General features: G+C 34.3%; 21 protein-coding genes. 8 read left to right on the top strand and 13 right to left on the bottom strand.

The window, feature by feature from the left end:
• The 4 genes from CCY97_RS08385 to CCY97_RS04365 form a co-directional block, all read left to right on the top strand.
• Positions 1–205 (top strand): hypothetical protein (locus tag CCY97_RS08385; protein WP_220091888.1); only part of this gene is annotated, 205 nt, incomplete at its 5' end.
• Positions 202–1,101, top strand: a complete 900-nt coding sequence (locus tag CCY97_RS04375; RefSeq protein ID WP_112064272.1) for a hypothetical protein — start codon at positions 202–204, stop codon at positions 1,099–1,101. The genes CCY97_RS08385 and CCY97_RS04375, both read left to right, overlap by 4 nt.
• A 45-nt stretch (positions 1,102–1,146) precedes the next feature.
• Complete coding sequence (locus CCY97_RS04370) at positions 1,147–1,377, top strand: hypothetical protein (RefSeq protein ID WP_112064271.1); 231 nt, start codon at positions 1,147–1,149, stop codon at positions 1,375–1,377.
• Positions 1,378–1,388: 11 nt separating this feature from the next.
• Complete coding sequence (locus CCY97_RS04365) at positions 1,389–2,585, top strand: ATP-grasp domain-containing protein (protein WP_112064270.1); 1,197 nt, start codon at positions 1,389–1,391, stop codon at positions 2,583–2,585.
• 75 nt (positions 2,586–2,660) lie between these two features.
• Here the strand turns inward: CCY97_RS04365 and CCY97_RS04360 are convergent, their stop codons facing one another.
• The 10 genes from CCY97_RS04360 to dnaJ all read right to left on the bottom strand — a co-directional run bounded on the left by CCY97_RS04360 (position 2,661) and on the right by dnaJ (position 11,470).
• Positions 2,661–3,743, bottom strand: a complete 1,083-nt coding sequence (locus tag CCY97_RS04360) for a DegT/DnrJ/EryC1/StrS family aminotransferase (RefSeq protein ID WP_112064269.1) — start codon at positions 3,741–3,743, stop codon at positions 2,661–2,663.
• On the bottom strand, positions 3,740–4,780 hold the full coding sequence (locus CCY97_RS04355; RefSeq protein ID WP_112064268.1) for a radical SAM protein: 1,041 nt from the start codon (positions 4,778–4,780) through the stop codon (positions 3,740–3,742). Before CCY97_RS04355 ends, CCY97_RS04360 begins: the two co-directional genes overlap by 4 nt.
• Positions 4,761–5,663 carry a glucose-1-phosphate thymidylyltransferase RfbA gene (rfbA, locus tag CCY97_RS04350; protein ID WP_112064275.1) on the bottom strand — a complete coding sequence of 301 codons (903 nt, stop codon included), beginning with the start codon at positions 5,661–5,663 and terminating at the stop codon, positions 4,761–4,763. The genes CCY97_RS04355 and rfbA overlap by 20 nt, the downstream gene beginning before the upstream one ends.
• A 21-nt stretch (positions 5,664–5,684) precedes the next feature.
• The gene (locus tag CCY97_RS04345; protein ID WP_112064267.1) at positions 5,685–6,626 is read right to left on the bottom strand and encodes a hypothetical protein; all 942 of its coding nucleotides are present in this window, start codon (positions 6,624–6,626) and stop codon (positions 5,685–5,687) included.
• On the bottom strand, positions 6,623–7,474 hold the full coding sequence (locus CCY97_RS04340) for a LicD family protein (protein ID WP_112064266.1): 852 nt from the start codon (positions 7,472–7,474) through the stop codon (positions 6,623–6,625). The genes CCY97_RS04345 and CCY97_RS04340 overlap by 4 nt, the downstream gene beginning before the upstream one ends.
• 533 nt (positions 7,475–8,007) lie before the next feature.
• On the bottom strand, positions 8,008–8,238 hold the full coding sequence (locus tag CCY97_RS08250; protein WP_181562820.1) for a hypothetical protein: 231 nt from the start codon (positions 8,236–8,238) through the stop codon (positions 8,008–8,010).
• Between the two features lie 26 nt (positions 8,239–8,264).
• Entirely contained in the window at positions 8,265–9,140 is an 876-nt protein-coding gene (locus CCY97_RS04335) for a bifunctional riboflavin kinase/FAD synthetase (RefSeq protein ID WP_112064265.1), read from the bottom strand.
• Positions 9,106–9,849 (bottom strand): TlyA family RNA methyltransferase, encoded by a 744-nt coding sequence (locus tag CCY97_RS04330; RefSeq protein WP_112064264.1) that lies wholly within the window; start codon positions 9,847–9,849, stop codon positions 9,106–9,108. Before CCY97_RS04330 ends, CCY97_RS04335 begins: the two co-directional genes overlap by 35 nt.
• A complete protein-coding gene (locus CCY97_RS04325; RefSeq protein WP_112064263.1) occupies positions 9,849–10,373 on the bottom strand; it encodes a hypothetical protein in 525 nt (174 codons plus the stop codon). The genes CCY97_RS04330 and CCY97_RS04325 overlap by 1 nt, the downstream gene beginning before the upstream one ends.
• The gene (dnaJ, locus tag CCY97_RS04320; RefSeq protein ID WP_112064262.1) at positions 10,373–11,470 is read right to left on the bottom strand and encodes a molecular chaperone DnaJ; all 1,098 of its coding nucleotides are present in this window, start codon (positions 11,468–11,470) and stop codon (positions 10,373–10,375) included. Before dnaJ ends, CCY97_RS04325 begins: the two co-directional genes overlap by 1 nt.
• Before the next feature lie 132 nt (positions 11,471–11,602).
• On the opposite strand from dnaJ, the gene recR reads away from it, so the two are divergent.
• The 4 genes from recR (at position 11,603) to CCY97_RS04305 (ending at position 15,838) form a co-directional block, all read left to right on the top strand.
• Positions 11,603–12,196, top strand: coding sequence for a recombination mediator RecR (gene recR / locus CCY97_RS04315; protein ID WP_112064261.1), 594 nt, complete (start codon positions 11,603–11,605; stop codon positions 12,194–12,196).
• A gap of 37 nt (positions 12,197–12,233) precedes the next feature.
• Positions 12,234–12,380, top strand: a complete 147-nt coding sequence (locus CCY97_RS08245) for a hypothetical protein (RefSeq protein WP_181562819.1) — start codon at positions 12,234–12,236, stop codon at positions 12,378–12,380.
• Positions 12,381–12,417: 37 nt separating this feature from the next.
• The gene (locus CCY97_RS04310) at positions 12,418–13,308 is read left to right on the top strand and encodes a glycosyltransferase family 39 protein (RefSeq protein ID WP_112064260.1); all 891 of its coding nucleotides are present in this window, start codon (positions 12,418–12,420) and stop codon (positions 13,306–13,308) included.
• A 754-nt stretch (positions 13,309–14,062) separates the two neighbouring features.
• Positions 14,063–15,838 (top strand): relaxase/mobilization nuclease domain-containing protein, encoded by a 1,776-nt coding sequence (locus tag CCY97_RS04305; RefSeq protein WP_112064259.1) that lies wholly within the window; start codon positions 14,063–14,065, stop codon positions 15,836–15,838.
• A gap of 316 nt (positions 15,839–16,154) precedes the next feature.
• Here the strand turns inward: CCY97_RS04305 and CCY97_RS04300 are convergent, their stop codons facing one another.
• The 3 genes from CCY97_RS04300 to CCY97_RS04290 all read right to left on the bottom strand — a co-directional run bounded on the left by CCY97_RS04300 (position 16,155) and on the right by CCY97_RS04290 (position 17,587).
• Positions 16,155–16,442 (bottom strand): hypothetical protein, encoded by a 288-nt coding sequence (locus CCY97_RS04300; RefSeq protein WP_112064258.1) that lies wholly within the window; start codon positions 16,440–16,442, stop codon positions 16,155–16,157.
• A gap of 232 nt (positions 16,443–16,674) precedes the next feature.
• Positions 16,675–17,358, bottom strand: a complete 684-nt coding sequence (locus tag CCY97_RS04295) for a ParA family protein (protein WP_112064257.1) — start codon at positions 17,356–17,358, stop codon at positions 16,675–16,677.
• Position 17,359: 1 nt separating this feature from the next.
• Positions 17,360–17,587, bottom strand: coding sequence for a hypothetical protein (locus CCY97_RS04290; RefSeq protein WP_112064256.1), 228 nt, complete (start codon positions 17,585–17,587; stop codon positions 17,360–17,362).
• Positions 17,588–17,660 lie beyond the last annotated feature (73 nt).

Below are 17,660 nucleotides of genomic sequence, written 5' to 3'. Positions count from 1 at the left end.
AAATACCAACAAACACGTGGGGGGGGGGGCCATAAGAGAAAATATATTTGATATATATGCCCAGCCAAAATGGGTGGCATGGAGAAGATCTCTTTTTATTACCTCACCAAAACAAATGCCATGTAAAACCTGTAATGATGGGTATTTTAATCATAATGAAGTCATGCATCAAAGAATATTGAATACACTTAAGGAGCATACATGAAAAGTACAATTAGTAAAACAAAAGTATTTATAAATGATTTTTTGTCAACGAATGAAAGGCGTTTTATTTATGGAATAAACAAATATAGCGATTCTATTTTCGAGAATTTAGAAAGAATAGGATTAAAAATTGAAGCATTTATAGATGATTATACAAGTGAAGAAGAATATAAGGGTATCAAGATAATTCGCTCTATGGATTTAAAGGATCAGGTTGGTAAAGTAGTAGTAGTAACTTGCAATACAAAAACTGCACTAGACAAATTAAGAGCGTTAGATAATCCAAATTTGTCTATGATAGATTATTTTTCATTTAGTAAATACGCAAATTTGGATCTATTGGAAATAGAATTTTTTGATATTTTTGTAAGAAAAGAGAGAAATAGCAATTTTAAAGATTTTCAAAATGATTACAATATGAATAAAGATAAATACTGCGATGTATATCAAATGCTTGCAGATAAGGAATCCAGACAACATTTTAGTTCTATTATAAACTTTCGAATTAATAAAGATTATAGTTTTATTGAATGTCTAAACATATATCCACATAAACAGTATTTTGAGGATTTTATAGATTTTAAAAACGTGAGTGTATTTGTTGATTGTGGTGGATATGATGGAGCAAATTCACTTGAATATATTGCTAGGAATCCAAATTATAAAAAAATATATTTTTTTGAACCATTTGTAGGAAATATAAATTTAGCTAAAGAAAAATTAAAGGATACAGATGTTGAATTTTATAACTTGGCTCTTGGCGACAAGGAAGAATTTTTATATTTAAATACTAGTTCCGCTAATACTAGTGCATACCATTTGGATGAGGCTTCTACTACAAATGTAAATCAAGTGAAAGTAAATAAACTAGATAATTTGCTTTATGACGAATTATAAGGGGGGGGGGGCATTAAGAGTAAAAGAGAATCCAAGCAAAATATAATGATAAAAATGGATATAGAATCTGCCGAGATTCAAGCGCTTAATGGTAGTAAAAATATTATTGCTAATCTCCATCCAATCTTGGCAATATGTGTATATCACGGCTATGATGATTTGTATAAAATACCTCAAGTTGTGCTTGCTATGAATAATAAATACAGATTATATTTTAGACATTATTCTTTCGGAATAGCCGAAACAGTGATGTATTTTATTCCTACAGACACATAAAGGAATAGTTATTGAAAAGACTGTTTGTTGCTGGAGGTAAGTATGCAGATATTCCCACTATAATCTCTGCCAAAAAAATGGGATATTACGTTATTACTAGCGGGAATAACCCAAATGATTTAGGACATAAATACGCAGATAACGTTGCATTAGAAGATTATTCAGACAAAAAAGCAATGCTTAGAGTTATTGAAAATTCAAAGGTTGATATTTTAATTCCAGCATGTGATGATTATTCTATATTAACTTGTTGCTATGTTAATGAGAAATTAAAAATGTGGAATTTTGATGATTATGAAACTAGTAAGATAATCCATCATAAGAATTTATGGAGGGAGTTTTGTTGCAGACACAATATAGATTCTCCAAGAGCTCTATATTTTAAGGACATAAACAATGCAATAAAAGAAAGTAAAAATTTTTTTCAAGGAAAAATAATAATCAAGCCAATTGATAATGCAGCAGGTAAGGGTGTTAGTGTAGTAGAAATAGAAAAAGATAATTTAGAATCTGCCTTGAAAATAGCATTTGATGCTTCTAGAGACAAGACAATAGTTATAGAAGAGTTTATAGAGGGTAGTAGACACGGATTTAGTACAATATTAATCAATAAAAAAGTAGTGTTTTATTTCTACGATAACGAACAATATGATTATAATCCATTTGCTGTGTCAGGAACTACAACTTCACATTCTATCAGTGACAATATGATTAAAGATCTTATTGTAGAGATAGAAAAAATCGCAAATATTCTTCAACTAAAAGATGGAATATTCCACACACAAACTATTGCAAAAGATATGCCAAATGGAAGTAAAAAACTAGTGATCATAGAAGCGTGTAGGAGAGCCGGTGGGGATTTGTATCCACAGTTTGTATCTATGGCTTATGGGGTAGATTATCCAAAGATGATCATTGAGACTATCGCGGGTCTTACTTTTTGCAAACAAAAGATTTTTAAACGAGAGTTTTTTGCTAGACAGTGCGTGATGTCTAAACATATTGGTACTTATAAAAACATAGAGTTTGATACTAGCATTCGTGATAATGTCGTAGATAGTTTGATATTTGCTACAAAAGGTGAAGTTATAAAAGATCCCAAGAGATATAAAGCTGGGATAGTTTTTTTAAACTTTGAAAGCCAAAAGGAAATGGAATCCAAAATCAGAAACTTAGGCAAGTTAATACGAATAAATTTTGCGACTTAGTAAAATTAGTGTAAGAAAGATTATCTATTTTGTTGCTATGTTTTTTTGGTATTTTCAATACCCAGACAGGAATTTCTATTGTGATTTTAATATTTCAATGATTTTATCTTGTTCATCTTCTCTTAATCCTACATATATTGGTAAGCATAAAATTCTGTTAGCAATATTTTGTGAAATCTGGCATTTTGTACTGTTCACAAAAGATAGCACTTCTAAACTAGGATAAAAATATCGTCTAGGGTAGATTCCATTTTGGTGCAATTTATCGATGGTTGCCAAAAGAATCTTTTCTTTTTCGAATAGAATTGGAAAATAATGAAAATTATTTGTAGAAAATAGATTCCGTTTCTGGAGTGTAAAATAATTTTTGAGTTTATTTTCATAGTATGTCCAGATTTTCTCCCGCTCTTCCATGATATATGGCATATCTTCTAGTACACACAATCCCATTGCAGCGTGAAATTCGCTATTTTTAGCATTGATTCCCAGTGTCTCTGGAAAAGATTTTCTGAGACCAAAATTTATTATTTTCTTTGCTTCATTTTTTAAACTGTTGTCTTTGAATACTATAGCTCCACCTTCTACGCTATGGAAGAGTTTTGTAGCATGAAAAGATATAGTAGAAATATCTCCGTAACTAAATATACTTGTATTTTTGTATCTCACTCCAAATGCATGTGCAGCATCATAAATTAATGCTAGATTATATTTTTTTGCAATCAGTTCCAGCTTTTCAACCTCACATGCATTACCAAAAACATGCACTGGCAAAATTGCTTTAAAATTAGTATTTTGATTAGAATCAAAAAGCGATTCTATTTTTTCTACGTTTATACAAAAACTTTCCGCATCTATATCAACAAATTGCGGATGTAATCCTTCCCAAATCAATGTATTTGTAGTAGCGACAAAACTAAATGGTGTAGTAATAATCTTGTCATCTTTTTGGAGTCCTAGTAGCTTATAGGCGACTTGAAGTGCTATTGTTCCATTATTGACCAGAAGCAAATTGTCAACTTCTAAGTATTCGCAGAGTCTCTCTTCTAGAAGAATACTGAGTGGCCCAAAGTTTGTTAAATGGTTATTTTTCCAGATAGAATCAAGATATCGGATATATTTTTCTTTTGTGGGCAGATATGGCTTATTGACCTGTATCATAAAAATTCACTGTTGATTATTGGGTTTTGGAGTGATTCTAGAGTTTTATTAAAACTATCATTTCTGCAAAGTATTGGACAGTTTTTACAATTTATAGAATTATAAACTTCCCTCATCCGAGCGCTTCTAAATATTTCTGCCAATGTATTTTGGGACAGATCTCCTAATAGATGCTCAGCACTTTGACGGAAGTGTAGACACGCCCATACTTTGAAATCAGCACTTATACAAGTGCTAAACCACATCCCATGGCATTTAGAGTAGCCGCGATTTTCATGATTTATCCCCCCCCCCCCTATATTACTCATTTCATTGTATTTCTGGTAGCTAGCAACTATCTTAAAGTCATCAGATTCGTATTTTTCACGCAGTTCAACTACCTTCTGACGGATATCTAGGGTATCGCCAGTAAATGGTCGAAACTGCGCAAAATCTGCACCACGTTCTTTTACAAGCTGTACGAAAGATTCCATATCACATTCTGTAGCACGGCTTGTCAGAAATCCCACTCCAAAGCTAGTTTTAGAATCAATCGATTTTTTGTATTCTGAAAATGCTGCTATATTGCTTAGCGTCTTTTGAAAATGTTGTGCATTCATGCCATGTATTTTGTTATACATCTCTGGTGTGCCTGCATCTAGAGATATACGGAAATATTCCATATTTTGAGCGATCAATTCCATTTTTGTTTTATCTAGATTCATTCCATGAGAATTCATGCCTATATTGATTCCATTGTTTTTTAGCAATTTTACTGCAGCAGCAAAATGTGGGCTTATAGTCGGCTCTCCACCACCGCTTAATATCACTCCTTGACACTCACATTCAACGAGATTTTCTACAATTTTCTCGATTTGCTCCAGACTCAGTTCAGCATTATTTTCATTGTTCCCACAGCAACCAGGACAGCGATGATTGCATTTATTTGTAAGATCTAACTCAGCTACTATTAGGGTCTTGTGGGCATTGAGAAAATAATTGATTTTATCGGTGTATTTGAGAATTTTCTCGTTTGAATTAAATTGGTTGATTTTCATTGGTTTCCTCCTTTGTGCTGAAATCCACTACCTCATACAGATATTTCCCATAGGAGCTTTTTAAAAGTGGGGCAGCGATTTTTTCTACTTGCTCAGCAGTGATCCAGCCGTTGTTATAGGCGATTTCCTCTATACAGGCGATTTTATAACCTTGGCGTTTTTCTATCGTCTCGACGAAATGACTCGCATCAAGCAGAGATTCTGTAGTCCCAGTGTCTAACCATGCAAAGCCTCGTCCCAGAAGCTCGACATTTAGCATGCCTTTCTCTAAATATATTTGATTGACACTTGTGATCTCTAATTCTCTGCGATCGCTAGGAGTGAGAGACTTTGCGATATTTACGACTTGATTGTCATAAAAATACAGTCCAGTGACTGCAAAATTACTCTTTGGATTTTTTGGTTTTTCTTCAATAGATTTTGCTCTGAAATTACTATCAAATTCCACTACACCGAACCGTTCAGGGTCCTTGACTTTATAGCCAAAGACTATAGCGCCCTCTTTGAGTGTCGCGCATTTTCTGAGCATATCGCCAAATCCTCGTCCATAAAAAATATTATCTCCAAGTATAAGACACACAGAAGAGCTGCCTACAAAGCTCTCTCCTATGATAAATGCCTCAGCAAGTCCATTTGGAATCTCTTGTATGGCGTATTCTATGGAGATTCCAAGATTATCTCCATTGCCTAAAAGATCGCGAAATCTACCTATATCATTCGGGGTGGATATGATAAGTATCTCTTTTATTCCTGCTAACATTAAGACTGAGAGTGGATAGTAAATCATTGGCTTGTCATATACTGGGAGCAATTGTTTGGATATCACTTGTGTGATAGGATAGAGTCTGGTACCAGAGCCACCAGCTAAGATAATGCCTTTCATTTTGCTATGTATTTGCATTACTTAGCGTCTTTTGATTTTGTACCAAAGCTTTTTAGCTATATTTTTTAGCCCTACAAATTCCAAAATAGGTACCAATAAATCTCTACGTAAATCATAAAATGCTTTGTATTGATTCTTGAAAATCTTTTTATCTGTTTGCAAATCTTTTATCATTGTAGGCGAGAAGTCGTTGTATAACTTCTGATTTTGCCATTTATCATCTACACCACAGTGTTCTCCTCGCCCATCATGACCAATATTAACAGAGAGCGTTTTGATAGGATAAAGGGTGTAGAGATTTTGCTTGTACATGTTATAGCACACCATTACATCACCATATTTTTTACCTTTCTGGAGCATATCTAAGAGAATGGGTAGCATATGGTTGGATATAGAATTGAATTCTTTGATTTGTTTTTTGTCTTTTAAGAATTCTTCAACTCCATTTAATTCCCAATCTATCTTTTTGTATTTGTCTCTCCATAGCCCAGAACCCCACGGTGAATACATCTTGCTTAGATATATTTCATATGGATAACCATGGTATACAATGGGTTTGTAATGTGTATGCGATGCAATAGATATGATTCTCTCATCGTCTTTGTAAAACTCTAAGGCATTGTTCATATACTCTAGGAATCTATTAGATACCAAGATATCATCTTCATACACTATTACTCTGTCGTATTGACTAAAAATATAATTTATTGCATCTCTGCAACTATCAAAACTCCCTTTATTACTTTCCCAAAATATACCCTCTACGCTTTTAAAGCCACTTATAGATCTTATATATTCTCGGATATTTTCTATCTTAGGGATATGCGCAGAGTTATAGGCGTAGTCACTTACGACATAGAGATTCGTGTCTTTTGCTTCTTTGTTTTTGAGTAAATATGAGATGGATTTTTCTAGACAGTCGAATCTATCATATACAGTTATTAAAACAGGAGCGAGATTCATTGAAGTTTCTTTATATATGGTGCGTCGTATTCTTCAAATGGCAGATTGAGATCTACAAAATATGGCATATGACCAGTGCGCTCACTCTCTGGTGGAGGTGTCATATAATCCCCATAAAGTCGTTCTAAATATGCTTTATAGTTATTAGGACATTTAATATAAATATCTTCAAAGGGCATAATAATGCTAGGTTCGAAGTCACTATAAGTATGATAGCTTTTATCGCATGTACACAGCACAAAAGTACTTGCTATAAACTTAGAATCATCGAAATTGTATTTATGAGCCAACTCATCGTGTTTGTTTTTAAAATACTCCATAAAAAATTGGGAAGTGAATACAGACCTTCTCATACTTTGAACAAGACGCTTTAGAGGGTTGTTTGATTTTTGATTCCAGTATTTATCATATCTTCTGCTAGCACATTTTGTCATTTTGTCAAAGTGGATTTTAGAACTCATTTGTTTATCCCCCCCCCCATCTAGTATAAATATGTCTATGCCTATACCAGATTTATAATCTACTCCATGCTCGGCAATTGTGGATTCTATACAAGTGGTTTGGGTATCTTCGATCTTGCCAAAGTTCCAAATGTAATTTTTTGTTTTATCCCAATGTTTAAAAATATATTGGTCTTTGAAACACCCCTTTTTGTCAAGTTCAATCAGTTTGTTGTAATCGCTACGTGGCATATAGAAATCCATATCATCATCCCATGGTATAAATCCTTTATGTCGTACTGCACCTAACAATGTGCCAGAAGATGCGTAGTACCTTAGGTTATGGGTTTCGCATATTTTTATAAATTCTTTCGCTATTTCTAGTAGCTTTTTTTGAATACTCGTCATATTGATTCCTGATTTCTAAGATGAAAATATGAATTTTCATAATTAAAAGCTACAAAAACAGGGATTCTAGGAAGATGAGAGAATAAACAACAAGGGAAATTGATAAAATGTGAGATATAATAGCGCTTCGTGTTTTAGGGTTTTGTTTGAAATATCCACGAATCTACTCAATTATGAAAATTCATATTTTCATCTTAGAAATCAGGAAAGATGAATATTAAAAACAATCGATTGAATATTTTGGATTACATTCTTATTTATCGCGTTTTTGTTTGTAAAGATCTTTTGATTTTTTTACAAATGCGCTACCCAATCTTCTAGGAAAATTTTCATGTTTTATCTATTTTCCCTCTTTTTACACTGAATTAACCGCCTCTTTATCTTTGCAAGCAATCAAACCAGTGTCCTTTGCTAAATCCCTCATTGATGTTATTAAGTAAGTCTTGTGTCCTGACTTTGATAATCTACTAAATCTGCTTGTATTTTGATGGAGTATGCCTAAGGGGTGGTTACAATCCCTACTTTATGTTTGTTTAGTCAAACAAACTTTCTTGTGTGCCGCTTTTGCCCTTTAGCTTCCATTCGCCCGTTTTGGAATCACAAATTGCAATTTCCTCTAAAACATCTTTGATATATTTGTTATCAGGCGTTACGCCATTGCTAAGCTTTGGAATAACCTCTAAGCAAATATCATCAAACAAAGCAGGGCGTTTTTCCTTTTTACAACGATTAATATATGAGGCAATGAAATAATGTGCCCGCACTTCTTATGTTTAGAAATAAAACGATATCAAGAATGCTCTTTATTTAAGATACTCTTGGCAGTGTGGATGTCAGATTCTATCTGTCCTCTTAAATCCAAGAGATTTTTAAAATGCTTATTGTCACGGATTTTTTGCAAGAAAAATACTTCTAGTTTTAGCGGATTAGAAGTAAGTACTCTATCGATGATATGCACTTCTATACTAAAACTTCTGTCAGTACTTAGACGATTGCCAATAAAACTCACACTTTGCAGGAGAGAATCTTGTGCAGCACAAGACTCAGATTCCAAAATCTTACAAAAGGTAGCATACACACCATGTTGGGGTAATAAATAGTCTTGTGTTTGGAGGTTTATCGTTGCAAAGAGCTGCTTAGAGCCTATGCCTTGCCCTCGCACGCTTTTTCCTATGATGCTATAAGTCCTGCCTAAGAGAGCATTTGCCATTTTGCAATTTCCTAAGGCAATAAATTCTTTAATCAAACTCGAATGTACCCCAATATCAGATACGCAGAATTCATCACAGATGACAATCTGTGTGTTTGACAAGAGAAACTGGAGATCACTGGCTTCAAAGCTACGATTTTTGCCAAAACGGAAGTCATAGCCTACAACAAGCTTTTTAAGACAAGGAAAGTAGGTTTGGAGCAGTTGTGTAAATTGCTCACCACTTAGGTCTTTTATCTCTTCTAGTTTGAGATAGAAAATTGGATATTTTGTATAAAGCTCTTTGGTTTTCATAGGTGTGAGGCATGGGGATTCTTTGGTCTGGATACATAAAAGTGCGCCTAAAAAATCAAGATTTTTCAGTAATGAGAGGTGGGCTAGATGCATACCATCAAATTTGCCTATTGCCAAAGAGGTAATCTCATTTGCGGTGCGCAAGGATGAAGAACTCAACATTTCCTTCCTTTCCTAGAATCTGGCTCTTGTGTATGCTCACAAGATGTGTTTTCTCAAGGCAGTGGACGAAAAGAGAGAGTTTGTCTTGTATAAGTTTGTGATCTTGTAAGACGCCTTTTTTATTGCGTTTGGCTTCTCTGCCTGCTTCAAATTGTGGCTTAAAAAGCAAAAGTAAGGTAGGAGAGTCCAAAGACAAGAGAGATGGCAAGATAACAAAGAGCGAGATAAAGCTCACATCACAAACAATCAGACCAAAGCTTTCTTTACAGGTTTTAGCGAAATCTCTTATATCGCAATTTTCAAACAAACAGATTCTAGAATCTTTGCGCAAAGTCTTATGTAGCTGCTTGTCTCCTACATCTACGCACACGATGTGGGATACACCTCTTTGCAACAAGACTTGGGTAAAACCTCCTGTGCTTGAGCCAATATCAAGTGCTCTGATACCTTGCAAATGCAAACCTCTCTCTTGCAAGAAGCAATCAAGCTTTGAGCCAGCTCGACTTACAAATTGTGGCTGTATAACAAGGTCGTCTTTATGTATGGGGGTGCTATCTAATACGAGTGTGTCATATTGTAAGAAGACTTCAAGAGATGGCTTTGAGAGGATTTTGTCTTGGTAGTGGACTTTGCGCTCACTTATAGCTTCTTTTGCCTTTTGGCGACTTTGGAAAAGTCCAAGAGTAAAAAGCGCAGAATCCAATCGCATTATTGTAGTTTGGAATTGAGTGTGGGATAGCCAAAGTTAAAATCCATACTTCCTAGATTCTCAATATCAAGCTTTAGTCTCATAGTTTCTCTATGCTTTGCGCTGATTCTTAAAAACTCTATGATAAAGAGTGTATTGTAAGGATTTGATGGGTACAAAATCTCTGTATATTGGCTTGGAGTAAGCTTTGTGATAAACAATGAATCTGTGCTCTTGCCACCTGAGATTAGCTGGGACTTTAGCTTGTTTGTGATGTCTGGACTAGGTGTTTTCTCGTATAGCTCAATCAAGAATAATTCACGCGCTGCCTGGACATTATCCACATCATTGAGATAAGTAGCTATGGCGATGATAGCGGTACTCTTGCCTTGTATTATCTCTGCTTTACGCGAGGATTGGACTTTGCGCTCAAGGAGTTTTTCTAGCTGGGGATTCTCTGACTTTGCGCTTGGGACTAATGAAGTCTTACGCACATCGCTACAAGAAGCTAGAAATAAAAGCACAAGAGCTTGCAAAAAGCGCATTACTTAAACCAAGATTTTATCTTTTTAAAACACTGCTCTAATGTATTTAAATGTGGTGTGCTTTCTAATCCAAAGCTTTCATTAAGCTTTGTAAGCAGATCTTTTTGTTCGTTTGTGAGTTTTTTGGGATAGATGATTGTGATTTGGGCTACAAACTTCCCGTAGGATTTAGAATTGAGAATCTTCACGCCTTCATTCTCAAAGACAAACTGTGCACCATCTTTTGTGTTTGGTGGGATCTTGAGCTCTAACTCTCGACGCAACCCAGGAATGGTGATGCTCTGTCCTAGCAAGATAGCGGTAAAAAACACAGGCACTTCAATATAGACATTCTCTCCATCTCGCACGAAGTTTTCATCATCTTGCACCTGTAGCACCAAAAATAAATCACCTCTTTGGCCATTAAGCCCTTCACTTCCTCTGCCTTGTATGCGAAGTTTATTGCCATTATCCACGCCTTCTGGGATAGGAACTTCAAAGCTTTCCTCTTTGAGTTTATAGCCCTTGCCTTTGCATGCGGCGCAAGACTCGACTTTTTGCTTCCCACTTCCACCACATTTGGCACAAGTCTGGGCGAAGGTCATAAAACCTTGTCTTATATAGGTCTTCCCACTTCCGCCACATTCTGTACAAGCGCTTAGCTTGCCATCTTTTGCGCCTGTAGCGTTGCATGCATTACATATGACCTTATAACTGTGTGTAAATTTTTTGTTGCACCCAAAGACTGCTTCTTTGAAATTAAGAGTTAGCTCTTGTAGAGAATCTAAGCTATTGCTTTGCTTATTTCGTGAGAATCCTTGCCCAAAAAAGCCTTCAAAGATTGAGCCAAATCCACCCAAAATATCATCAAAGTCAAATCCTGCACTGGAGTTTCCTTGCAAACCTTGTTTGCCATATCTGTCGTAAAGAGAGCGTTTGTCATCATCGCTTAGGACTTCATAGGCTTCGTTTATGAGTTTGAAACGTTCTTCCGCTTCTTTATTGTTTGGGTTTCTGTCTGGATGGTATTTTAATGCGAGCTTGCGATAGGATTTTTTTATGCTTTCTTTGTCGCTTGTACGAGTAACTTCTAATACTTCATAATAATCAATCTCCATTGCTCAAAACTCCTTAGATGTAAAAAAAGTGTGGGTAAAACTTTAGAGAAGAATCTATGTAAAATTAAGGCAGGAATTGTAGCAAAACAATCTCAAATATTCGATTATGTTCGCTCAATGGAGGCTTGGGATATGCAGACCTATAAAAAGGGATTACAATCATTTTATATGCTCATAGAATCTTTGGAGCAGATTCCGGCTATTGGGAAAAAATCCGCCCAGAAAATCGCGTTCAATCTCAGTTTAGAAAATAAGTTTTTGAGCTTCAGGCTTGCCACTGCGCTTGAGGAAAGTGCTCGTAATGTACGCTTGTGTCAAAAATGTCTCTCACTTAGCGAATCTGAGATTTGTGAAATCTGTCTTGATAGCACAAGAGCTAATGGTGAGCTTTGTATAGTGGGACACCAAAAAGATGTTTTTACAATTGAGGCGATAAATGAATTCCATGGACGCTATTTTGTGTTGGATTCCAAAGCTGAGCTCAAGGACATTGATTTTTCCCTGCTTAAAGCTCGCATACAAGAGGAAAATATCCAAGAGGTAATCTTTGCGCTTTCACCAACATTGGCAAATGAAGCTATTATGTTATTTGTTGAGGATAAATTGGAATGTTTTGCCAATCTGAGGTTTAGCAAGATTGCACAGGGTGTGCCTACGGGCATAGGGCTAGATTCTGTAGATCAACTTTCACTCTCTCGCGCGTTAAGCGCACGGGTGAAGTTCTAGCCAAAGTGGGGTTGTATTTAAAAAATAAGGAGTTTTTATGAGTCGTATAAACTGGGGAATTTGGTCTTTGTGTGGCAGTATCGCCGTACTTTTGTGCATTGTATTGGCTAATATCAATCGCGAATCTCTCTGGGGGGATGAGGCATTTAGTGTATTTTCTATAGGGGGGGGGGCAAATAGATAATATCCCTTATAAAGTATGGGATTTTGCTCGTTTTTGGATGATCATTTTAAACGATAATCATCCTTTTCTTTACAACCTTTTGTTGAAGATATATGCTCATGTCTTTGGCACTTCAGATTTTGTCTTACGATTTTTTAGCACAATATGGATTGTGTTTGGAGCTATTGTAAGTTTTACACTGCTTCATAAGCATGGTTATAAAATCTTGGCTTTGAGTTATACACCTCTTTTTGTTCTTGCGCCAAATACTATTTACTACGCGCAGGAATGTCGCAACTACGCGATGATACTCTCTCTTGCGAGTATCTTTTGCGTACTTTTGTATTTGGTTTTAGAATCTCTGCATAAAAAGCTCTCTCTCAAACATCCAAATAGGTATTTTGCTGGAATCTTCGTATGTGGGAGTGCTATGGTTCTGACACATTATTACGCGTATGTCTTTGTTTTTGCCGCTGGAGTAATCTTGCTTATAGAAAGCTTACGCACTAAAACACATACACTAGGCTTGTTTGTCGCTTTCTTATGTATTGGCTCTATTGGCATAGCATGGATTACTTTTCACCATATTGTTGGGGGATTCTTGTATCGTATGGACGGTGCTTGGGTGTATGAGCAAAGTATATGGTCTTTGTTGTTTAGTATTATCCTCTCTGCGTTTGGAAAGTTTGGCTGGGTTCTTGTCACTATAAGCTTGCTTGTATGTTTTATAAAATACAAACCTATAGATCTTTGTAAAGAATATAAACCCTTGCTTTATATTGTGGGATTGGAGCTATTTATTGTAGTTGGGGTGTTTTTTGGTATTTCTCAAACAATGACACCAAGATATTTTATGGAGCTCTATCCACTTATCTATCTTTTTGTAGCGACTATACTTAGTGCCTTTTGGGTATTTTTTTCTAAAATTCAATTCTTAAGCAGAGTCTAAGTTCAAGTAGTAACTTTTGAATTTGAAGCTTGAATTTATAACTCTTAAACCTTAAAACAAAATTAATTTCACTCTTTTCCCTTAAAAAAATATTGTGTTTTTATCCTCGCTTTTTAATCTTTTATCATTTTCCACGAGGTTTTATATTTTGTGGTAATCTCTTTGCAAAATTCCTGAATTTTAAGCCTTTGTATTCTGCTTGCAGGTTTTAAAATTTTTTGCTCTTAAGTTATTTCTCTTTTGGTTCTTAAGTTATCTTTCTTTGGTTTTTAAGTCTAGCTTTTATTCTGTCTTGTAAGTTTAAATTTTTTTGTGGCTTCTAAGTTTAAAAATTTTGTTTTTAAGCTCTCTTTGTTATGCCCTAAAGTTTAATAGTTTTTTGCTTTCAAGTTGATGATTTTGTCTTTAAGTTTTTATTCTTTAGCTTTAAAATTTGCTCTTTACTCTCCATCTCAATTTTGGCTCTAAAATCGCTCTTTTTTGCTAAATTTGAGTGTCTGAAACGCCCTAAAATCATAAATTTTTTTATGATTGACTGAATCCCCCTGCATAAGGGCATTAAAGATACCTCGATACACATATCGAGGGTTATCCTGCAAAAAATTTAAAAGGCTATTTTTTAAGCTATTTCTAAGGTTTTTAGGGAGTTTTGTAAAAAGTGAGTGATTTTTGCCCTAAAAATTTTTAGTATAATCGCTTTGTTGTTAAAAGGTAACAAGCAATCATTTCCTTGTAAAAATTTATAAGGGAAAGTATGCGAGATGTTATATTAGATTTACCGCTTGAACTCTTGCAAAAAGAAGTCAAGCTTTTTGAGTATGTAAGCTTCAAAAAAGTGCGAAAGACTCCTGAAGTTTATGTGAAAAAAGTGCGCTTTACAATTTTTAGAAACATTGCAGAATCTAAGCCTTTGTTTCACTCACAATCTCAACCCAAAGCCGTGATGATAAAAAACATTGCCAATATGAATAAAACTCATTGTGTTAATGCGCTCAATTATGCTCTAAGCAAAGCTGATGAATCTCTTGGGATTAATTATCTTGGCGAGGAGGTTAATGTCGAGCAGACGCTTGAGAATTGGAATGAAGATTTTTCAGACAAAGCAAATGCAAAAGTGGCTTTGCATTTGGTCTTTTCTCTGAATGAAACACACTCCTCAAACTTAATGGATATTCTTAAGATTTCTACACGCCAAACTTTGGAATCTAATCTTGCAGAATACAAATGGCTTATGGTGCCACATTCTCATCAAAACAAGCCTCATATCCATGTGTTTATCAATAAGAAAAATATCTTTACGCGCAAGAATTTGCATTTTAACAGTAAGCAAGAGGTAGCAAACTTTTTTGAAAGCATGCGCGAGGATTTCAAATACAATCTTTTAGCCTTTTCATGTGGCAAGCTTGATTATACCAATGAAGTGAGATTCGATAAGGCTTTTAGACAATCACATAGAGATTCTAAGCTTGAAAAACTAAGTTCTTTTACACAAGAGGATACGCTTATAGATGACTTAGCATTTTTAAAAGAATATAAGAGTGCTATACTTAGTGTTTCATCTAAGCGAAAAATATGCTTTCTGCAAAGTCAAAATCTTCAAAAAGATTTACGCAATAAGTCAATCTATCTTGCAAATGTTGAGAGAAAAATCACACAATCACAAGAAAATGATAAAAAGCTTATAAACTTGCTTGAAAAGGCAAAGAGCTTAAGAGGCCAAATAAAAGAGCTGGAAACAAAGATTAAAAAGCTTCAGGTAAAAATTTCACGCCTAGATTCTCATGTGGCGCATTTCTTAGATTGGGAGAGTAACTTTAGCTCATTTTGTAAAAATTTTAATATTCACAATAAGAAAAAAGCTTTAGTGAAATCATTTAGTGGATTTGAGCAATATATTCCCCTTGATTTAAGCAAAAAACTTGAAAAGTTTAGAAAGGATATTGCACATGCAGAATCTATGTTTAAAAGCAATATTGATAGCATTAGTGATAGTGTGCTTTTAGAGCAAGATATTACACATAAAACTAATGGCTTTAAACTTTCAAAAAGGCTTTCGCAATTGCATTACTATAAGAGTATTTTGCAAAACATCTCGTTTGTAGAAAATCCTAACCTGCATGAAAAAAGCAAAACTTTGCAAAATGAGCTTGAAGCCCAAGCTCAAAAGCTATTGCAAATGAGTATAGAGCGATTGAAATTTGTATTTAGGATTCTTAGAGAATCTGCAGAACAAGAAGCAAAAGAGAAGCAAGAAGTAGGCTTTAGTTTAGATTCTTATGCGGATTCAATGAGAGCTAAGAAAAAATCTCTTTTCTTAGAGAAAGAATTGCTTGCTCTTGAAAAAATCTTAAGAAAAAATAAAGTTGATATTAAAGAGCTAAAACAAGAGATTGTAGCCCAAAATGTAATCACTAAAACAGTAGAGCCAAAGATTGAAAAGCAACCCGCAAAAACTATCAAAGTTTCTCATTTACAAAAATCCAAAGTCTTAGATTCAAAATCTAATCAATTAAGCAAATCCCAATCTTAAGGCTTTTTTAAAAGTTTGGAAATCAATTTCCGCACATATTAGAATCTAATATAAGGGAGAGGAGGTAGTAATAAAATATTATTATTAGTTAAGAGTCTTTATAGATTCTAAATGAAGCAATTAAGAAAAAATTAAGAAACTTAGAGATTAAGAAAATTTTAAAATTTATCTGGATTAATTCTTTTAAGTTTATGTTAAGATTTTTAGAAGTTTGGGTTTTTAAGATTCATTTAAAATCTAAAGACAAAAGAACTTGGAAAAACAACACAAAATTAAAGTAATTCTATGTTGTGGGTATATTCTAAACTTTTTTGTTTTAAACTTCTGATTTTCTCTTTGCAAGAAAATATCGTAAAGAATCTTCCATAAAGCTAGATTTGCTCTCTTTGTATTTACCATGCTCTTGCAAAAAAGCTTCTACTTCTTGCAAAAGTAATTCATTAAGGTAAAAATTATATGGGCGTTTTCTACCTTTTATGGGAGATGTTTTGTTTATTTCTACTATCTCCTTATTCACTTCTTGTGCATCATTGATAAAATCTTGTGCTTTTTTGTTGGTTTCTAGCTCTTGTATTTGTTTTGCTTTGTCTATGTTGTATTTCATTAATCTGTTCCTTAGGCTATCTCTTTTGGTTGGTTGTTTTGGTTTTTTCTAGTTTTACTTGCTTCTCAATCAATTTCAAACTTGCTTCTTGTCCTTGTTTTAAAATTTCAAGTGATGAGTTAAGCTTATGCGAAGTGTCCTAAAAAACTCTTCTCTTTGCATAAAGCTTAATGAATCTAGTGTTACATTATCCATTTCTCTTGTTCCTAGGGTTTTTGCGTTGTTGTATATTTTATGCACTCTTGCTTTGATTGAGATTTTCTAAAAACTCACTAAAAAATGCTTCAAACTCATTTTTTGCTTTTATATCTATGTATTCTGTAATGCCTAAGCCCTCGCTTACTGCCCTTTTATATGAGATTCTCTCACAAAGTGAAGATTCTAAGCAAGTAAAATCTTCTCCTATGCTCTTATTGATTCTAAATATTGCCTCTTTGAAATCTGCTAACTCTTTAGCAAGAAAAGGATTTGGGTTAATCTTGTTCATAAGAATTGAGACGCTAAGATTTTCATTTATATCTTTAATTTCCTTTACGCGCCCTAAATTTTCAATCAATACATCAATATCTAGCTGGCTAGGTGTTGTGGGCACAAGCAATTTATCCGCACAAATCATAGCCTTTCTGCTTTCTTGGGAATCACTTCCGCGCGTATCAATCACAACATAATCATAAATTCCTACCATTTGCTTAAGACTTTCTGTGATATTGCCTGTGCGATTAGCGAGGGTAAAATGTGGCAACTTCTCACAATCGTTGCGCGATTCTCTAATATTTGTAAAGCTTTCAATACTTTTTTGCGGGTCGGTATCCATAACAAGCACTTTGTCAGAAAACTCCAAAAGTTTAATAGCAAGATTAAGCGCGATGGTGGATTTTCCACTACCTCCCTTTTGATTTCCTATTGCTATAACCATCTTATGCTCCTAGTTTTGTTTGTGCAAAAAATTGCTTTGCAAATATAAGCCTATCGGTAAGAAACTTTGCAACCTCTTTAGGCTCATAAGTCTTTTTTTCGACTTCTTCCTTTGCATTCATAAATGCCCCCAACACAAAAAGTATTTCAGATTGCAAAACAAATAAATCATGCTTGTTTTCAACCTTTGAAATATCCACAACACCTTTATTTAAATCTATGCTAATCATGCTTCTTTCCTTATCAATTAATTTAAAATATATTACATTAATTATAATGTATTGTCAAGTATTTTATTATATT

It is taken from the genome of Helicobacter sp. 10-6591, assembly GCF_003288805.1.
Lineage (GTDB): Bacteria > Campylobacterota > Campylobacteria > Campylobacterales > Helicobacteraceae > Helicobacter_F.
This window is presented reverse-complemented; position numbering and strand designations above follow the sequence as displayed.